This is a genomic window from Flavobacterium sp. PL02 (assembly GCF_035013205.1).
Classification (GTDB): domain Bacteria; phylum Bacteroidota; class Bacteroidia; order Flavobacteriales; family Flavobacteriaceae; genus Flavobacterium.
The window spans coordinates 1,105,232-1,122,091 of record NZ_JAYGJP010000001.1 but is presented as its reverse complement, the minus strand read 5'-3'; the positions used below and the strand labels follow the sequence as shown (position 1 = coordinate 1,122,091).

Below are 16,860 nucleotides of genomic sequence, written 5' to 3'. Positions count from 1 at the left end.
ATACTTTTTTTCTATTATATAAAAATGCTAAGTATATAATACACTATTGCAGCTAAAAGTGCCGAAACAGGAATCGTCAATACCCAAGCCCATAATAAACTTACTGTTACACCCCAACGAACGGCAGATACACGTTTTGTTAATCCAACCCCGATGATTGATCCTGTAATAGTATGCGTTGTACTTACTGGTACTTTAAAATGCTCTGTAAAGTATAATGTTAATGCTCCTGCAGTTTCTGCAGCTACACCTTCAAATGAAGTTACTTTAGTGATTTTAGAACCCATTGTTTTTACAATTTTCCAACCACCACTTAATGTTCCTGCTGCAATTGCAGAGTAACAAGCTAAAGGAATCCAAGATGGCATCTTGAATGCTCCATCATCTGACGGAAGTACCACATCTAACCAAGCATCCATATGTACACCTGGATTTGTATGAATATAAACCGCAACTGCTGCTGCAATAATACCCATTACTTTTTGAGAATCGTTACCACCGTGACCTAAACTAAAAGCAGCCGAAGATAGTAATTGCATTTTTTTCAGTGCTCCATCTGCCTGATGAAGATTTAAACTACTAAATATCAGAGCAAATGCTGAAATTGAATAGATAATAAATCCTACCAAAAACCATTTTATATTATGTGCCTCTAATACAACGCTCCAAAATTCTGAAGACGCAAAACGAGGTTTTCCTCCATCCTTTATGATTGTTTCATAAGGAATCATTTGGTAATAGATAAAAACAGCTGTAAAAATCATTAAAGCAATCGTGAATAACTTTGGTAAAATACTTTTTTTAGAAGAGTTCAATAACCAAATAGAAATTAAATAAGAAGCCAATGCTCCTAACAACGGTGCTAAAACGATAAAAGCAACTATGACGAGAACTCCCGAGGGCATCCCTCCGTCTTTTCCTGCTTTGTACCAGCTTACAATTTGATACCAATATTGTGTAGTACCATCTTCTCCTACATAACCAGAGAAACCATGTACAGCGATTGCATGAGCAATTGCAGCACCAGCAAAACCTCCAATTAAGGTATGAGATGAACTTGAAGGAATTCCTAACCACCAAGTTAATAAGTTCCAACAAATAGCAGCGATAACCCCTGCCAAAATCACAACTAGATTGATTTCCATGGTGTTTGCCGTTTTAGCAACAGTATCTGCTACACCAAAACCGAAAACCCAATAAGCCAAAAAGTTAAAAAATGCTGCCCAAAGAACGGCCTGAAAAGGCGTTAATACCTTTGTAGCAACAACTGTAGCTATAGCATTTGCAGCATCATGAAAACCATTGATGTAATCAAAGATTAAAGCTAATACTATAATAATTATAAGTAGCGTCATAAAATTATAACTTCAGAATTGAAATAAATTGAATTTAAGAATGTTTTACAGAAATAGATTCTAGTATGTTTGCAACACTCTTACATTTATCTGTTGCAGATTCTAAAACAGATAACACTTCTTTATATTTAATAATATTTTTAGCGTCTGTTTCGTTTTCAAAAATTTCAAAAACTGCTTTGTTATAAACATTATCCGACTTGTTTTCCAGTTTATTAATTCTGGCACACGCATCTTTAATGACTTTGAAATTCTTTAAATTTCTCAATTCTTTTACTGCACTATCAATATTCTGACATGCTTCAAGATTGATTTCAGTCATTTTTCTGATAGATTTTGTAATCTTATCAACCTGATACAACTTCATTCTGCTTGCAGCACCATGTAAATAATCGGCTACGTTATCAATAGAAGTAATCAAAGTATGAATATCTTCTCTATCAAATGGAGTAATGAAGTTTCTGCTTAATTCTAGATTTGTCTGACGAGTAATATCCTCGCCTTTTTGTTCCAATTCATCAATCTTTTGAAAAAGTACTTCTCTTTCTTTCAAAGGAAGATTTACTGCTTCGTGTAAGTTAGAAGCTAACTCAATTAAATTGCTTGATGCTTCTTCAAAAAGTGGAAAGAATTTCTTGTCTTTCGGCACTAAAAATTGGAAAATACTGTTTATTGACATTTTTATATTTTTAATACTGCAAAATTACTTCATTATTCTTTCGCTATGTTAAGCCATTGTTAACAAATCATTTTCAATTTGGAAACTATTCAAAAATGAAATTGTCTTTTCGATATCATAATGTAGGATTCTATCCTCAGTAACCAACGGTACAACTTCGCGATAGCTGCTTAAAAACATCTCGATAAAGTCGCTTGATTTCAACGGATTTCTATAAGCAATTGCCTGCGAAGCATTTAATAATTCGATAGCAAGAATACGCTCTAAATTGCCCATAACGCGCAATGCTTTGGTAGCACCATTTGCTCCCATGCTCACGTGATCTTCTTGTCCATTACTAGAAACTATACTATCTACACTAGATGGTGTTGCTAATTGCTTGTTCTGACTAGCAATACTTGCTGCTGTATATTGCGGAATCATTAATCCTGAATTTAATCCTGGATTATCTACCAAAAATGCAGGAAGATTACGTAATCCCGAAATTAATTGATACGTTCTTCTTTCAGAAATACTTCCTAATTCAGCCAAAGCAATTGCCATAAAATCTAAGGCCAAAGCCAAAGGTTGCCCGTGGAAATTTCCTCCAGAAATGATCTCATCGCTTTCTACAAATATGTTAGGATTGTCAGTAACCGAATTTATCTCTGTTTTAAAAACCTTTCTCACATAATCAATCGCATCTTTTGAAGCTCCATGAACTTGCGGAATACAACGGAACGAATATGGATCCTGAACATGCGTTTTTACCTGAGATATGATTTCGCTTCCTTCTAAAAATTCTTTGATACGTTGTGCGGTAACAATTTGTCCTTTATGAGGGCGAATAAAATGAATCAATTCATGAAACGGTTCGATTCTTCCGTCGAAACCTTCCAAAGAAATTGTTCCAATTAAATCGGCTAAATAAGAGAACTTATAAGCTTTCATTAAAATATGAGCTCCGTAAGCACTCATAAACTGTGTACCGTTTAATAATGCTAATCCTTCTTTAGATTTTAATACTATTGGCTCCCAGTTAAAGTGTTTTAAAACTTCACTTGAGTGTACTTTCTTCCCTTCAAAATATACTTCAGCTTCACCTAACAACGGCAATGATAAATGTGCTAATGGAGCTAAATCTCCAGATGCTCCAAGTGATCCTTGCGTATAAACAACTGGTAAAATATCATTGTTATAAAAAGAAACTAAACGTTCTAATGTTTGTAATTGTATAGCCGAATGTCCGTAGCTTAATGATTGTATCTTAAGCAATAACATTAATTTTACAATTTCTTGTGGTACCTCCTCACCTGTTCCACAAGCATGAGATTTTACAAGGTTTTCTTGAAGTTTAGATAAATTTTCATTAGATATCTTCACATTACAAAGTGATCCAAATCCTGTATTGATACCATAAATAGGCTCAGAATGTGAAGCCATTTTTTTATCTAAATAATCTCTGCATTTTTGAACATTGATTTTAGCTTCATCAGATAGTTCTAATGTTTTTTGCTCTACGATTATCTCTTGTAATTGCTCTAAATTCAGTAGCTCCGTACTGATATAATGAATGTTGCTCATTTTATATTGTATTTGAATGTCAAAATTCAGCAAATCAATATTAAAAAGCAATGTTTATTGAGGATTATTTAATACTTCTTCTCAAATAAAAAATAAGAAAATGAAAAAACAGTAGTAAAAACAATAAAAGCAACTCTAAATGAGTTGCTTTTGTTATAATTTTAAGTAATTGAAAACTTCTTAAATTAATAATAAGTAATAACTGTTTTTTCATTTAGCACTGGTACTGAAAGTGTCATAATGTATTTCATTTTTGTTAAAATATATCCATTTTCATTATAAGTATATTCACTTTTATATGATCTGGTAGTAACTACCCTCCCATCATTGGTTCCAATAATTGATGAGCTAATTTGATTATTAACTCCTCCCCCTTCTGTAATAAGGTTATTAAATCCTAGAATGTTTTTTGAATAAGAATTCTTTGTATCAAAAATAGAATTACATGTCTCAACATAATTAGTAGAACCATATTTCAAAACTGAATAAGTATATTTTACTGTATTTCCTTTTTCATAAGCATAAACCCAAGTACCCCAACCAGATAAGTCGCTCGTCTCAGTAATTGTACCATCCTCATTATGTGCAAAATTCACTGAATAATCGATACTTCCATCTGATTTTGTACTTATCATAGCTATTTCTTTATTCCCTTCATTATATACATATTCAGTAGAAGGTGTAGCAGCTTTATAGTTATTTACTTTAGTAATTAAATCTCCATTATAAGTGTACATAATCGTTCTAATTCCTTCAGTTACTGTTTGATCACTTAATTTTATCATAGTACTTTTAATCGTTATACTAACTAATTTAGTAATGTTTGAAGTATCATAAGTAAATGTATATTCAGTTTTTGTATTATATGCATTACTAATTGATTCTACAGTTCTTGTTTTAGGAAGCTCTAATATTACTTTTTCAGAAACTACTCCTTTTGCACTTTCCATACCTCCTGAATTAGCAGTAACAGTATATGTAAAAGAACCAGTAGATGTAAGTACATCTTTAAATTTTGCTTCTGTAAGTGGGGTAGCATTAATTTTTACAGGATTATCGTTTCTGTAAACATTGTACGTAATACCAGTACCTCCCACAACAGACCAGCTTACATCTACTCCACCCCCATTTAATGCTGCTTTTATAGTCAGAGGAGTCACTGGAGCTACTGGAGTAGCTGAACTATCTTCATCACTACTACAAGATGCAAGTAAGAAAAAAGATATAAATAACAGAGTAATTTTTTTCTTCATTTTTGTATTTTTTTTTAATTATTTCGGCTAAAATAGTTAAAAACAACACAAACAATCAAATATTTCACATATTAAAAACACAAATCATTAATAATATTTTTCCTTAAAACTAAACGTATCTATCTCCTGAAATATAACCCCTAGTAATTTGACCGCTTATAATGCTAAATATTAAAAAGTAATGTTTATTTAGGATTATTTAATCTAATCGCAAATAAAAATAAAGGAACGAGCTTAAACAGCAAAAGCAACCCATTTAGAGTTGCTTTTGTTATAATTTTAAGTAAATTAAAACTTCTTAAATTAATAATAAGTAATAACTGTTTGCCGAGTTTGTAACGTTTCACCAGAAGAAACCTTAAGAGTTTTCATTGTTGTTAAAACATAACCATTTTCATTATACGTATTATCACTTTTAGACGATTCCGTACTCGAAAGTTCACCATTAAGCGTAATAACAGTTGAGGAGCTAATCTCATTATTTTTACTATTATTTACAAAAAAATTAAATCCTAAAATATTTAAAGTAGGTTCATTCTTTGTATCAAATACATAATTACTTACCGCAAGATATTCATCTTCACGCATTGGAGTTGTAATACTATATTTTACCAAATTACCTTTTCCGAAAGTATATATCCCCACACCCGAATCACGTGCGTCATTTGTTTCAGTAATTGTTCCATCCTCATTGTATTTATAAGTTACAGTATAATTAATACTTCCATCCGATCTTTTTACTATCCTACCTATCATTTTCTTTTGCGCATTATACACATTCTCAACAGAGGATCTAGGAATATCATCAACACTATAGTAGCTCATTTTTGTAATTAAATTTCCAGCATAAGTATACTTAACTACTGTATTCGTTACAGTTACCTTTTTGTATGTTAAATCTGTGTTGGTTTCTTTAATAGTTAGACTCACTAATTTAGTAATATTAGATGTGTCATAAGTATATGCATATTCATATTTCGTGTCATAATATATATCAATTGATTGCATCGTTTTTGTTTTAGGAAGTTCTAATATTACTTTTTCAGAAACCACTCCTTTTGTACTCTCCGCACCATCTAAATTAGCCGTAACAGTATATACAAAAGAACCTGTATTTTTAAGAACATCCGTAAATTTTGCTTCCGTAAGTGGAGCTTTATTAATTTTTACAGCATTTCTGTAAACATTATATGTAATACCAGCACCTTCTACACCAGTCCAGGTAATATCTACACTACCTTCATTTAATACTGCATGAATAGCAGTAGGAGCTACTGGAGCAACTGGAATGATCGAACTATCTTCATCATTACTACAAGATGCAAGTATGAAAAAAGATATAAATAACAGAGTAATTTTTTTCTTCATTTTTCTTTTTTTTAAATTATTTAGGCTAAAATAGTCAAAACAAACACATATAATAAGATTAAACATGTTAAACTTAAAACAATTGATAATAATTTTCCTTGAAATTAAATATATCCATTTCCTAAAATATAACCCTAGTAACTTGACCTCAAAATTAAGATAGCAAATATTGAAACGAGAAATTATACTGCATATATGTATTTTACTATTGAAGTTCGATTTGTAAGCGATTTAAACTCATATTGTTGCTCAGACAAAAGAAAATACCCCTCTTAATCTGAGATAAATAATATGAATACCCCATTTTGAAGCTTTAAATTTTAACAAATAGTCAGTATTGCAAATTTACCCTCCTGATTATTAAAATATTCGCAAAAACTCAATTTGATTTTTTGCTCTTTAGAAAAACCTGTACATTTGAAAAATCAAAAATGAAAGATAACAGTATAAAATATCACTCTTCGATAACAACTCAAAACTGGGTTGCAATTACTGCTACAACAACTTCTACAATTACTACTACCCCTTAGGGGTATACATTTTTACATATAATCCGGTTATCCATACTTTTTTTTCTAGAAAGAAGAAAAGCATTGAATACGTATAAACACTTGTATTTATAAAATAAAAAACACAAAATGAGAATATTAAAATTTGGTGGAACTTCGGTCGCCAATGCCGAAAATATAAAAAGAGTTTTAGAAATTGTAAACCAAAAATCAGAACAAGATCAATTAGTAGTTGTTGTTTCTGCTTTAAGCAAAGTAACCGATTTACTTCAGGCTGCTGCTACAAAAGCAGCTTCTAATGACGAAAGTTTTAAAGATATACTTACAGAAATAGAGAAAAAACATTTAGATACTTTAAAAGCTCTAATTCCTGTTAGCGAACAAAGTAGCTTATTAAGCCACGTAAAAAGAATTATAAATCATCTTGAAACTTTACTTGACGGATGTTTCTTATTAGGAGAATTATCCAATAGAACATCTGATACTATCTTGAGTTTTGGAGAATTGCTTTCGTCTTATATTATTGCCGAAGCTTTAAAACAAACTAATAAAAATAGCGGTTACAAAGACAGCCGCGAACTTATAAAAACCAATAATCATTTTGGGAAAGCTGCTGTAAACTTTGAAGTTACAAATCAATTAATTCGTGATTACTTTGCTACAAATGAATCTCAAATCATTATCATGCCTGGTTTTATAGCTTCGTCACTAGATGGAATCATTACAACATTAGGTCGTGGCGGGTCTGATTATACTGCTGCAATTCTGGCAGGCGCACTGAATGCTAAAGGACTGGAAATATGGACTGACGTAAACGGAATGTACACTGCCAATCCTAAAATTGTAAAACAAGCACACCCTATTGCAACTATTTCTTATCAGGAAGCGATGGAATTATCGCATTTTGGTGCCAAGGTGTTATATCCGCCTACAATCCAACCCGTTTTAAGAAAAAACATTCCTATTGTAATCAAGAATACTTTTGAACCAGAATCGGAAGGAACTTATATTTCGAATCAGGTTTCATCAAAAGATACTATTGTAAAAGGAATTAGTCATATCGATAATATTTCGCTAATAACTCTTGAAGGTTCAGGTATGATTGGTGTTTCGGGTTCTTCAAAACGTCTTTTTGAAGTTTTGTCTAACGAAAGTATCAATGTCATTTTTATTACTCAGGCATCATCTGAGCATTCTATTTGTATCGGTATTTTAAATGCCGATGCAGATAATGCTGAACAAGCAATTAATAGCGCTTTTGAAGTAGAAATTACTCAAAATAAAGTCGACCCTTGTATTGTTGAGAAAAACCTTTGCATCATTGCTTTGGTTGGTGAAAACATGAAAAATCATCAAGGTTTAAGCGGAAGAATGTTTAGTACTTTAGGTAAAAATAACGTGAATATTCGCGCTATCGCACAAGGTGCATCCGAAAGAAATATCTCGGTTGTAATTAACGAGCGTGATGTAAAAAAAGCATTGAATACCCTACACGAAAACTTCTTTGAAGAGAATACTAAACAACTCAACTTATTTGTAATGGGTGTTGGAAACGTGGGAGAAAAATTCATCGAACAAATTCACAACCAAAGAAAGTTTTTGAAAGAAAACCTAAAGATAAATGTTCGTGTTATTGCCTTATCTAATTCGAGAAAAATGATTTTCGACGAGGATGGAATTTCTCTTAAAGAATGGCAATCGGCTCTTGAGAATGGAGAAACAGCTAATAAAGACGCTTTTATAGAACGTGCCAAAGAACTGAATTTACGTAATAGTATTTTTGTTGATATCACAGCAAATGCAACTGTTTCTGAAACTTACGAAGAGTTCTTAAAACAAAGTATTGCAGTAGTAACTTGTAATAAAATTGCTTGTTCATCTGAATATGCTAATTATAAAAAACTAAAAAATTTATCACGCCAGTTTAACGCTCCATTTTTATTCGAAACCAATGTTGGCGCTGGTTTACCAATTATAGATACAGTTAAAAACTTAATTGCATCGGGTGATAAAGTACATAAAATTCAGGCTGTTTTATCTGGAAGTTTGAATTTTATCTTTAATAATTTTGATAAAGACAACTCCTTCCTCGATGTGGTAAAAGAAGCTGGAGTTCAGGGATTCACAGAACCTGACCCTAAAATTGACTTAAGCGGAATTGATGTTGCCAGAAAAATTCTAATCCTAATTAGAGAAAGTGGTTATGAAATGGATATTGATGCTATTGCAAATGAATCTTTCATGCCTGCAGAATCTCTTGCAACAACTACAAATGAAGCTTTCTTTGAATCATTAAAAAAACATTCAGCTCATTTTGAATCTATTTATGATGAAGCTTTAAGTAAAGATTCAAGATTAAAATATGTAGCTCAATTCGAAAACGGAAAAGCAAGCGTAGGATTGCAATTTATTCCTAAAGATCATCCGTTCTATAATCTGGAAGGAAAAGATAATATCGTATTGTTTTACACCGATCGTTATGTTGATCAGCCGCTACTTATAAAAGGCGCTGGTGCTGGTGCTGCAGTTACCGCTTCGGGAATTTTTGCAGATGTAATTAGAATAGGAAACGTGTAAGAAGATACAAAGGCTCAAAGGTGCAAAGGAACAAAGTTAAAAACCTTTGAGCCTATAAACCTTTGCAACTTTGAACCTATAAAAAAACAATGATTGGCAAAACCTTTGAACCTCTGAGCCTTTGCCTCTCTGAACCTTAAAAAAAATGAAAGAAATAAAACTATTTTGTCCGGCAACAATTGCCAATCTCTCGTGTGGATTTGATGTTCTCGGACTTTGTTTAGAAACTGCGGGTGATGAAATGATTGTTCGTAAATCAGATCAAAAAGGTGTTCGCATTACAAAAATTGTTGGAGCTGATTTACCTTTAGAAACAGAAAAAAATGTTGCTGGAGTTGCTGCATTGGCCATGCTTGAAACTATAGAAACCGAATTCGGATTTGAAATCGAAATTTATAAGAATATCAAAGCTGGAAGCGGAATCGGTAGTAGTGCAGCAAGTTCTGCTGGTGCTGTATTTGGCATAAACGAATTATTAGGACGTCCTTATTCTAGAAAAGAATTGGTGCAATTTGCTATGCAAGGCGAGAAATTAGCTAGCGGAAATGCTCATGCCGATAACGTTGCCCCTGCCCTTTTGGGTGGTTTTACTTTGGTAAGAAGCTACAATCCGCTGGATATTATAAAAATAGATAGTCCAGAAGAATTATATGCTACAGTTGTACATCCTCAAATTGAGCTAAAAACATCTGATGCGCGTTCGGTATTAAAACAAAATGTTTCCCTAAAAAGCGCCATTATGCAATGGGGAAATGTAGGTGGCTTAATTGCGGGGTTATACACTAAAGATTACGATTTAATTGGTAGATCGCTTCATGATGAAATTGTAGAACCTTTACGAAGTGTCTTGATTCCAGGTTTTGATGCAATCAAACAAACAGCTCTCGAAAATGGCGCACTAGGTTCTGGAATTTCAGGTTCTGGCCCTTCTATTTTTGCTTTAAGCAGAGGAAAAGAAACTGCCGAGAAAATAGCCAAAGCCATGAGTGATGTTTACGAAGAGATGAATTTGCCATATGAAATTCACGTTTCGAAAATTAATCCAGACGGAGTACGTGTCCTTTAGGACGCTTTAAGCTATAGGCTTTAAGCCTTAACCTACCGTTTGAAGCATAAAAATAATTAAACATTTAGCAAAAAAGCTTAAAGCCTCTAGCCTAAAGCTTACTGCGCAAAGCAATAAAAAAATGAAATACTATAGTTTAAACCATAATGCCCCAAAGGTTTCTTTTCAGGAAGCTGTAATACAAGGATTAGCAAGTGATAAAGGATTATATTTTCCAGAAACTATCACACCATTAAATGCTTCTTTTTTTGAGACAATCGAAAATCTGAGCAATGAAGAAATCGCTTTTGAAGCGATCAAACAATTTGTTGGAGATGAAATTCCTGAGCAGACTTTAAAAGAAATTATTGCCGAAACGTTATGTTTTGATTTCCCTATTGTAGAGGTCGAAAAAGGAATTTATTCGCTTGAATTATTTCATGGACCTACAATGGCTTTTAAAGATGTTGGAGCACGATTTATGTCACGTTGTCTCGCCTATTTTAACAAAGATAAAGCAGATAGTAAAAATACAGTTCTAGTTGCAACATCGGGTGATACTGGTGGAGCGGTTGCAAGCGGATTTCTCGGTGTTGCAGGTGTAGAAGTTGTTATTTTATATCCGTCAGGAAAAGTAAGTGACATTCAGGAAAAGCAACTAACAACATTAGGACAAAATATCAAAGCGTTGGAAGTTGATGGCGTTTTTGATGATTGTCAGGATATGGTAAAAAAAGCCTTTCTAGATGAAACTCTAAAACATAAAAACCTTACCTCAGCAAATTCTATCAATATTGCACGCTGGTTGCCGCAAATGTTCTATTTCTTTTTTGCTTATAAAGCATTGAAAAAACAAAACAAACCGTTGATTTTCTCTTGTCCAAGCGGAAATTTCGGAAATATTTGTGCTGGAATTATAGCAAAAAAATTAGGTTTGCCAATTGAGCATTTTGTGGCCTCTACAAACGTAAATGATACGGTACCGAGATTCTTAGAAAACGGAAAATACGATCCAAAACCATCTAAAGCTACTATCTCAAACGCAATGGATGTTGGGAATCCGAGTAATTTTATTCGTATTCAGGAAATGTACCAAAATGATTTAAAAGCGTTCGAAAAAGACTTTTCTTCTTATAGTTATACTGATGAAGAAACACTGGAAGCTATGAAACAGATTTATAAAACCAATGGTTATATTGCTGAACCACACGGTGCAGTTGGCTATCTTGGTTTGAAAAAAGAATTACAAAAGCATGACAATACAATTGGTATTTTCTTAGAAACGGCACATCCTATTAAATTCCTTGATGTTGTCGAGCCAGCATTAAATATTCAGCTTCCGATTCCGATGCAAATAGAGAGCGTTTTGAATAAAGAAAAAGTAAGTACAAAAATTTCTACTTACGAAGAATTAAAATCATTTTTAGGGTAATACACTTCTGATTATAAAACCTAAAAAAAACCACAAATTACACTAAAAATGATTAGTCAAATTTGTGGTTTTATTTTAGGAAAACAATCTATTTTCTACAATTATTTATAAGTAAAAGTACCTTTAGCATCTTTAAAATCTAAACCTACATAATTCTTAAGATCATCAAAAGTAGTTCCTGATACTACAATTTCTTTTAATCTTTTTTCACTATCCAAAATTCTTCTCAGAGTCATTGTTTTAAAGGACCTCGGAGATGGCTTTGAATCAGTATACTCATGATCTATTTTTACAATATTATTAGTGCTCTTTTTTCCAAATTTGTCATGTAGTACAGAAAAAAGCGTATAGTAGCTATAAAGCAGTGGAGTTTCATACGTATAATCACTACCTTTTACATAAGCATCAGAATCATAAGTATAATTAATCGTATAGCTAGTTCCTGCCAGAACTGATTTGATTACGGCTTTGGTAATATTTCCATTCTGTTCTTCAAAATCCACTTGTTGACCTAATCTATAAGTAGGATAATATTTGCTTTTTCTATATGATTCAACTTTAGAAATGTATTGATTTTTATATGTAAAAACTGTTGAATCTGAACTAACACTAGAAATTTCACTATTAGTTTCAGATACAAAAATTTCGTTATTTATTATTGACTCAACACTTCCAGCTTTTAAATGAATTGATCTTTTAGAAATTATTTTAAAACCAGTAAGATTATCTTCTAATTGATTAACCTCAATTAAATCTGGGCTCACATAAGTAATTCCATAAACATATCCACCTTCTTTTACTTTAACAATTTTATTTGTGTTATCGTATTCATAGGATTCGTCATCACGTCTAATTCCGATATACGGATCATAAGGATAAGAAAAAGAAATCAGTTTTTGATTTGCCAAATCAATAACTGGTGGTGCTACAACTGGATCAGATTTAGAATCATCAGAGGAGCATGATGTTATTACCACACTCATTAGAGGTAAAAAAAATAGTAGTTTTGGAAATTTCATAAAATAGGTAATTGATTATATTAAGTCTTAAATTTTCGTGACAATATTAAGACATTAATCTTACAATTAAAAAATTATCTACGCTAGTTAAATCTACAAAGAAGTAAAGAAAAATATTAATTAAAAAATTGATTTGTATCGGAGTCCTCAAACCAAAATCAGATGAAACACGAAGTAAAACCTAAGATAATTTTATTCCTTATCAAATAAAATTTTAACAAATATAATAGTATTTTTGTTTTGCTTTTTTTAACTATAAACAAAAAAAAACTATTCTAATTTCATGAAAATCAAACCTACGTTTTTCCTAATTCTATTATTACTTTTCGCTTTTAAACAAATTATTTGGGCTCAAGTCAAAGACAATTACACAGCCAGAATTGATAGTTTGATTCAAACAACTTCAGTACGTCCGTTTAATGGGACTATACTAATCTCTCAAAACGGAAAAATCAAATATTCTAAAGCATACGGCTATTCTGATTATACAAAAAAAACACCTCTACAACTAGATGACCATTTTGCTATTTTATCCAATAGCAAGCAGATAACAGCCGTTTTAATTCTTCAGGAAGTTGAAAAAGGAAAGATTGTTTTAAATACTTCTATAAAAAAATATTTACCTAACCTAAAACAGCCCTGGACTAGTACTGTTACTGTAGAGAATTTACTAAATCATACCTCAGGAATTGTAGATTTAGAAAAACCAACCGCCTTTGCTGTTGGAACTGAATTTAAATATACCGATTTGAATTATATTTTGCTAGGACAGATTATCGAAAGGGTAACTAATAAAACCTATGAAGCTGTTGTAAACGAATTGTTCAAAGTGAACAAAATGAAAGATAGTTTTTTTCCTAACTCAGATAACCAAGATGAAGTTGTAAACGGTCGTCAATATCATAAAGACAATACAACCAAAGTAATACAGGGTGCTATTATTCCTAAAGAACGAGTTCCTGCTGCAGGACTTGTAAGCACGGTTAAAGATCTGGCTATTTGGAATGATTTGCTGCATAATGGTAAACTTTTAAAAGAAGCTACCTACGCCCGAATGACCACTTATACAATTACCAACCAACATCCTGTTTTTGGCGATAAAGAAATTGGATATGGCTATGGCATTCGTGTAAACGATGAAGCTAAAATTAAAGAATTTGGCCATACCGGAATTGTACCTGATCAAGGATTTACTTCTGTTAACTTATATTATCCTGAAACAAAAACAAGTATCATTGTTCTGGAAAACCAAACCTTTGATAATTTTGATATCGCTTATTATTTTGAAGCTGAAATTAGGAAGATTGTGTTGAATAGTGGGTTACTGAATTAATCAGACATAAGAATTCAATAATTGTGAGATATTATCAATATAAAAACATTTAGATTACATGAAGTTTCGATAGCTATTTAATTTATCGAATTGACCAGCATTGCTAAAAAAAACGAACCAAAAACCAATCAAAATGAAAAAAAATACTTTTTATGTTTTATTGCTATTAATAATAAGTTTTTCAAGTATTGCTCAACATTCTTTAAAAAGAATTTGGGTAACAGATAGTATTTTACCGATTCCCGAATCGGTATTTTATGATAAAATAGATCGGGTATTATATACCTCTTTAATGGATGGTTCACCGGCTGAACGTGACGGAAAAGGAAGTATAGGAAAATTAACTACCGATGGTAAAATCATTAATTTAAATTGGATATCAGGCTTAAATGCTCCAAAAGGAATGGCAAAATTCGAAGATAAATTATTTGTAGCCGACCTTACAGAAATTGTAATTATTGATATAAAACAACAAAAAATACTAAAAAAAATAACCTTTAATGATTCCAAAATATTAAACGATGTAACTGTTGATAAAAAAGGAGTTGTTTATGTATCTGATCCAAAAGTTGGTAAAATTTTCAAATTAGAAAATGATATAGCAACTGTTTATTTAGAAAACCTAAATAAACCGAATGGTCTAAAATTCATCGATAATGATTTGTATTTTTTAGACAATGGTTCATTATACAAAATGGATAATAAAAAGAACAAGCACCTTTTGACAGACGGTATGGATGAAAATACAGATGGAATTGAGCAAATAGCAAAAGAAGAGTTTATTGTGAGTTGCTGGACTGGAGTTATTTATTACGTAAATAAAGATGGCACAAAAGAAATTCTTTCGGATACCAGAAAAGAAGAATATTACTCGGCGGATATAGGACTCGACGATGAGAAAAAGATAGTCTATGTCCCTTCCCTCTTCAAGAAAACTATAGCAGCTTATTCACTTAGATAAAATAATAATAACCTGTCTTTTCTCTTAAATTATCTATTTTAGAAACCACTTATAATTAACTAACCCAATACTAAAAATGAAGAAAACTACTTTAGGAATACTACTTATCGCTTTACCAATGTTATTTATTAATTGCTCTAAGGACGAAAGTAGTACAGTTCCCTCTCCTCAAACTGTCCAAACACCAGATCCAAGATTACCCAATCAAGAAGTATTTAAACCCGCAATACAATTGGTTCCTAAATCCCTTACTGGAAAAGTTACTGGAAAATCAACCGCAACAAAACAGCGTATTGTCAAAGAATTAATTTTTAGAGTTACCAAAGATCAACTTGGGAATGAGGTTCAAAATGAGTTGAAAGAAAATAGATATTTATATGATTCAAAAGGTCGATTGTATTCAATAGACAGATACATCAAAGACAAATTCATTGGAATAATTTCTAAATATGAGTTTGATGCTGCAGATAAAGTTACAAAAGCCTTTCATGGTAATACTCCTGTTGAAATTAATAGTGGTGGATATATCACAAAAACAACTGGCAATGATGGAGGAATAATGGATATTTATTACGACGAAATCGGGCGTCTTGCAAAAGAAGTTGAAACAGGAACTTATGAGCAAGAGATTGAACATCAAGGACCTGATGGTAATTATACATACGAAACTGTTACCAATCCTAAAACCGCTACTTATTTATACAACTATGTTGATAATAAAGTATTTGTTAATATTCTCTTGACTGAAAAAAACTATTCTACAGCTAAAGAAACTCCTACTGGAATTGAATATATTATTAAAGATAAAATTACTGAGATTACATACGAACTTACCATAGATTACGCAAAGGCTGGTATATATTCTAGCGAACCTATCTTTAGATGTTACATTTATAATTGGATGCATATATTAGATTGGAAAGTTAAGGCGGTATCTGAAGGTGTGACAGAATATGAATTGAGATATGATTACGAATATGTGTATGACTCAAATGGATACTTAAAAGAGTCTAAACAAACGACAACTCGAGCATCGCAGCCTGATCATCCTTTAGTTATGAAAACACTATACACTTACGAATAATTTCAATAACTGTTTGAATTTATAACCGATTTCCATAAGATTAAACTAAAAGCTACAACTATAATTTTGTAGCTTTTTTTTATCTTTGAAAACCAATCTCAAGAATAAAAAACCTCATGATTACAAAAGCAACATTACAAGATATTCCAGCATTAAATACATTAATAAATTCTGCTTATCGCGGAGAATCATCTAAAAAAGGATGGACTACCGAGGCTAATTTATTAGAAGGAAAAAGAACTACTGAGGAAGAATTAAGTGAAACTATCCTAGATTCGAAAAATACTATCTTAAAATTTACTGAGAATGACCTGATTATTGGTTGCGTTTTGTTTGTAAAAAAAGAGGATAAACTCTATTTAGGAATGCTTACAGTTTCGCCTGAGTTACAAAATAGCGGTATTGGTAAAAAACTATTATATCAGGCCGAAATTCACGCTAAAGAATTGGGTTTACCTAAAATCATAATGACAGTAATATCTGTTAGAGAAGAACTCGTTGCTTGGTACAAACGTAATGGTTATGTAGATACGGGCGTAAGAGAACCTTTCCCTGAAAGTGATGTTCATGTTACTGTTGCTGAAGAGCCTTTGGAGTTTGTTGTATTAGAGAAAAAGGTTTAATTGTTTAACCACAAAGTTTATAAGTCACCCGAAAAAATTAACTGCAAAGGTCGCAAAGA

General features: G+C 31.9%; 13 protein-coding genes. 7 read left to right on the top strand and 6 right to left on the bottom strand.

The window, feature by feature from the left end; translation table 11 throughout:
- Positions 1–14: 14 nt before the first annotated feature.
- The 5 genes from SHI72_RS04715 to SHI72_RS04695 form a co-directional block, all read right to left on the bottom strand.
- Positions 15–1,355 carry an inorganic phosphate transporter gene (locus SHI72_RS04715; RefSeq protein WP_039114616.1) on the bottom strand — a complete coding sequence of 447 codons (1,341 nt, stop codon included), beginning with the start codon at positions 1,353–1,355 and terminating at the stop codon, positions 15–17.
- Between the two features lie 34 nt (positions 1,356–1,389).
- The gene (locus SHI72_RS04710; RefSeq protein WP_035627329.1) at positions 1,390–2,034 is read right to left on the bottom strand and encodes a DUF47 domain-containing protein; all 645 of its coding nucleotides are present in this window, start codon (positions 2,032–2,034) and stop codon (positions 1,390–1,392) included.
- Positions 2,035–2,082: 48 nt separating this feature from the next.
- Positions 2,083–3,597 carry a histidine ammonia-lyase gene (gene hutH / locus SHI72_RS04705; protein ID WP_323489213.1) on the bottom strand — a complete coding sequence of 505 codons (1,515 nt, stop codon included), beginning with the start codon at positions 3,595–3,597 and terminating at the stop codon, positions 2,083–2,085.
- Between the two features lie 185 nt (positions 3,598–3,782).
- Positions 3,783–4,850 carry a hypothetical protein gene (locus SHI72_RS04700; RefSeq protein ID WP_323489212.1) on the bottom strand — a complete coding sequence of 356 codons (1,068 nt, stop codon included), beginning with the start codon at positions 4,848–4,850 and terminating at the stop codon, positions 3,783–3,785.
- 303 nt (positions 4,851–5,153) lie between these two features.
- Entirely contained in the window at positions 5,154–6,218 is a 1,065-nt protein-coding gene (locus SHI72_RS04695; RefSeq protein WP_323489211.1) for a hypothetical protein, read from the bottom strand.
- Between the two features lie 638 nt (positions 6,219–6,856).
- On the opposite strand from SHI72_RS04695, the gene thrA reads away from it, so the two are divergent.
- From thrA to thrC, 3 genes are all read left to right on the top strand, one after another.
- Positions 6,857–9,304 (top strand): bifunctional aspartate kinase/homoserine dehydrogenase I, encoded by a 2,448-nt coding sequence (gene thrA / locus SHI72_RS04690; RefSeq protein WP_323489210.1) that lies wholly within the window; start codon positions 6,857–6,859, stop codon positions 9,302–9,304.
- A 145-nt stretch (positions 9,305–9,449) separates the two neighbouring features.
- Positions 9,450–10,370: a homoserine kinase gene (locus tag SHI72_RS04685; RefSeq protein WP_323489209.1), complete on the top strand. Its 921-nt coding sequence runs from the start codon at positions 9,450–9,452 to the stop codon at positions 10,368–10,370.
- 121 nt (positions 10,371–10,491) lie between these two features.
- Entirely contained in the window at positions 10,492–11,781 is a 1,290-nt protein-coding gene (gene thrC / locus SHI72_RS04680; RefSeq protein ID WP_323489208.1) for a threonine synthase, read from the top strand.
- 101 nt (positions 11,782–11,882) lie between these two features.
- Here the strand turns inward: thrC and SHI72_RS04675 are convergent, their stop codons facing one another.
- Positions 11,883–12,800 carry a hypothetical protein gene (locus SHI72_RS04675; protein ID WP_039119593.1) on the bottom strand — a complete coding sequence of 306 codons (918 nt, stop codon included), beginning with the start codon at positions 12,798–12,800 and terminating at the stop codon, positions 11,883–11,885.
- A gap of 283 nt (positions 12,801–13,083) precedes the next feature.
- On the opposite strand from SHI72_RS04675, the gene SHI72_RS04670 reads away from it, so the two are divergent.
- The 4 genes from SHI72_RS04670 (at position 13,084) to SHI72_RS04655 (ending at position 16,801) form a co-directional block, all read left to right on the top strand.
- A complete protein-coding gene (locus tag SHI72_RS04670; RefSeq protein ID WP_323489207.1) occupies positions 13,084–14,133 on the top strand; it encodes a serine hydrolase domain-containing protein in 1,050 nt (349 codons plus the stop codon).
- Between the two features lie 133 nt (positions 14,134–14,266).
- The gene (locus SHI72_RS04665) at positions 14,267–15,094 is read left to right on the top strand and encodes a hypothetical protein (RefSeq protein WP_323489206.1); all 828 of its coding nucleotides are present in this window, start codon (positions 14,267–14,269) and stop codon (positions 15,092–15,094) included.
- Between the two features lie 76 nt (positions 15,095–15,170).
- On the top strand, positions 15,171–16,178 hold the full coding sequence (locus tag SHI72_RS04660) for a hypothetical protein (protein ID WP_323489205.1): 1,008 nt from the start codon (positions 15,171–15,173) through the stop codon (positions 16,176–16,178).
- Positions 16,179–16,294: 116 nt separating this feature from the next.
- Positions 16,295–16,801 (top strand): GNAT family N-acetyltransferase, encoded by a 507-nt coding sequence (locus tag SHI72_RS04655; RefSeq protein WP_323489204.1) that lies wholly within the window; start codon positions 16,295–16,297, stop codon positions 16,799–16,801.
- The last annotated feature ends 59 nt before the right edge of the window (positions 16,802–16,860 follow it).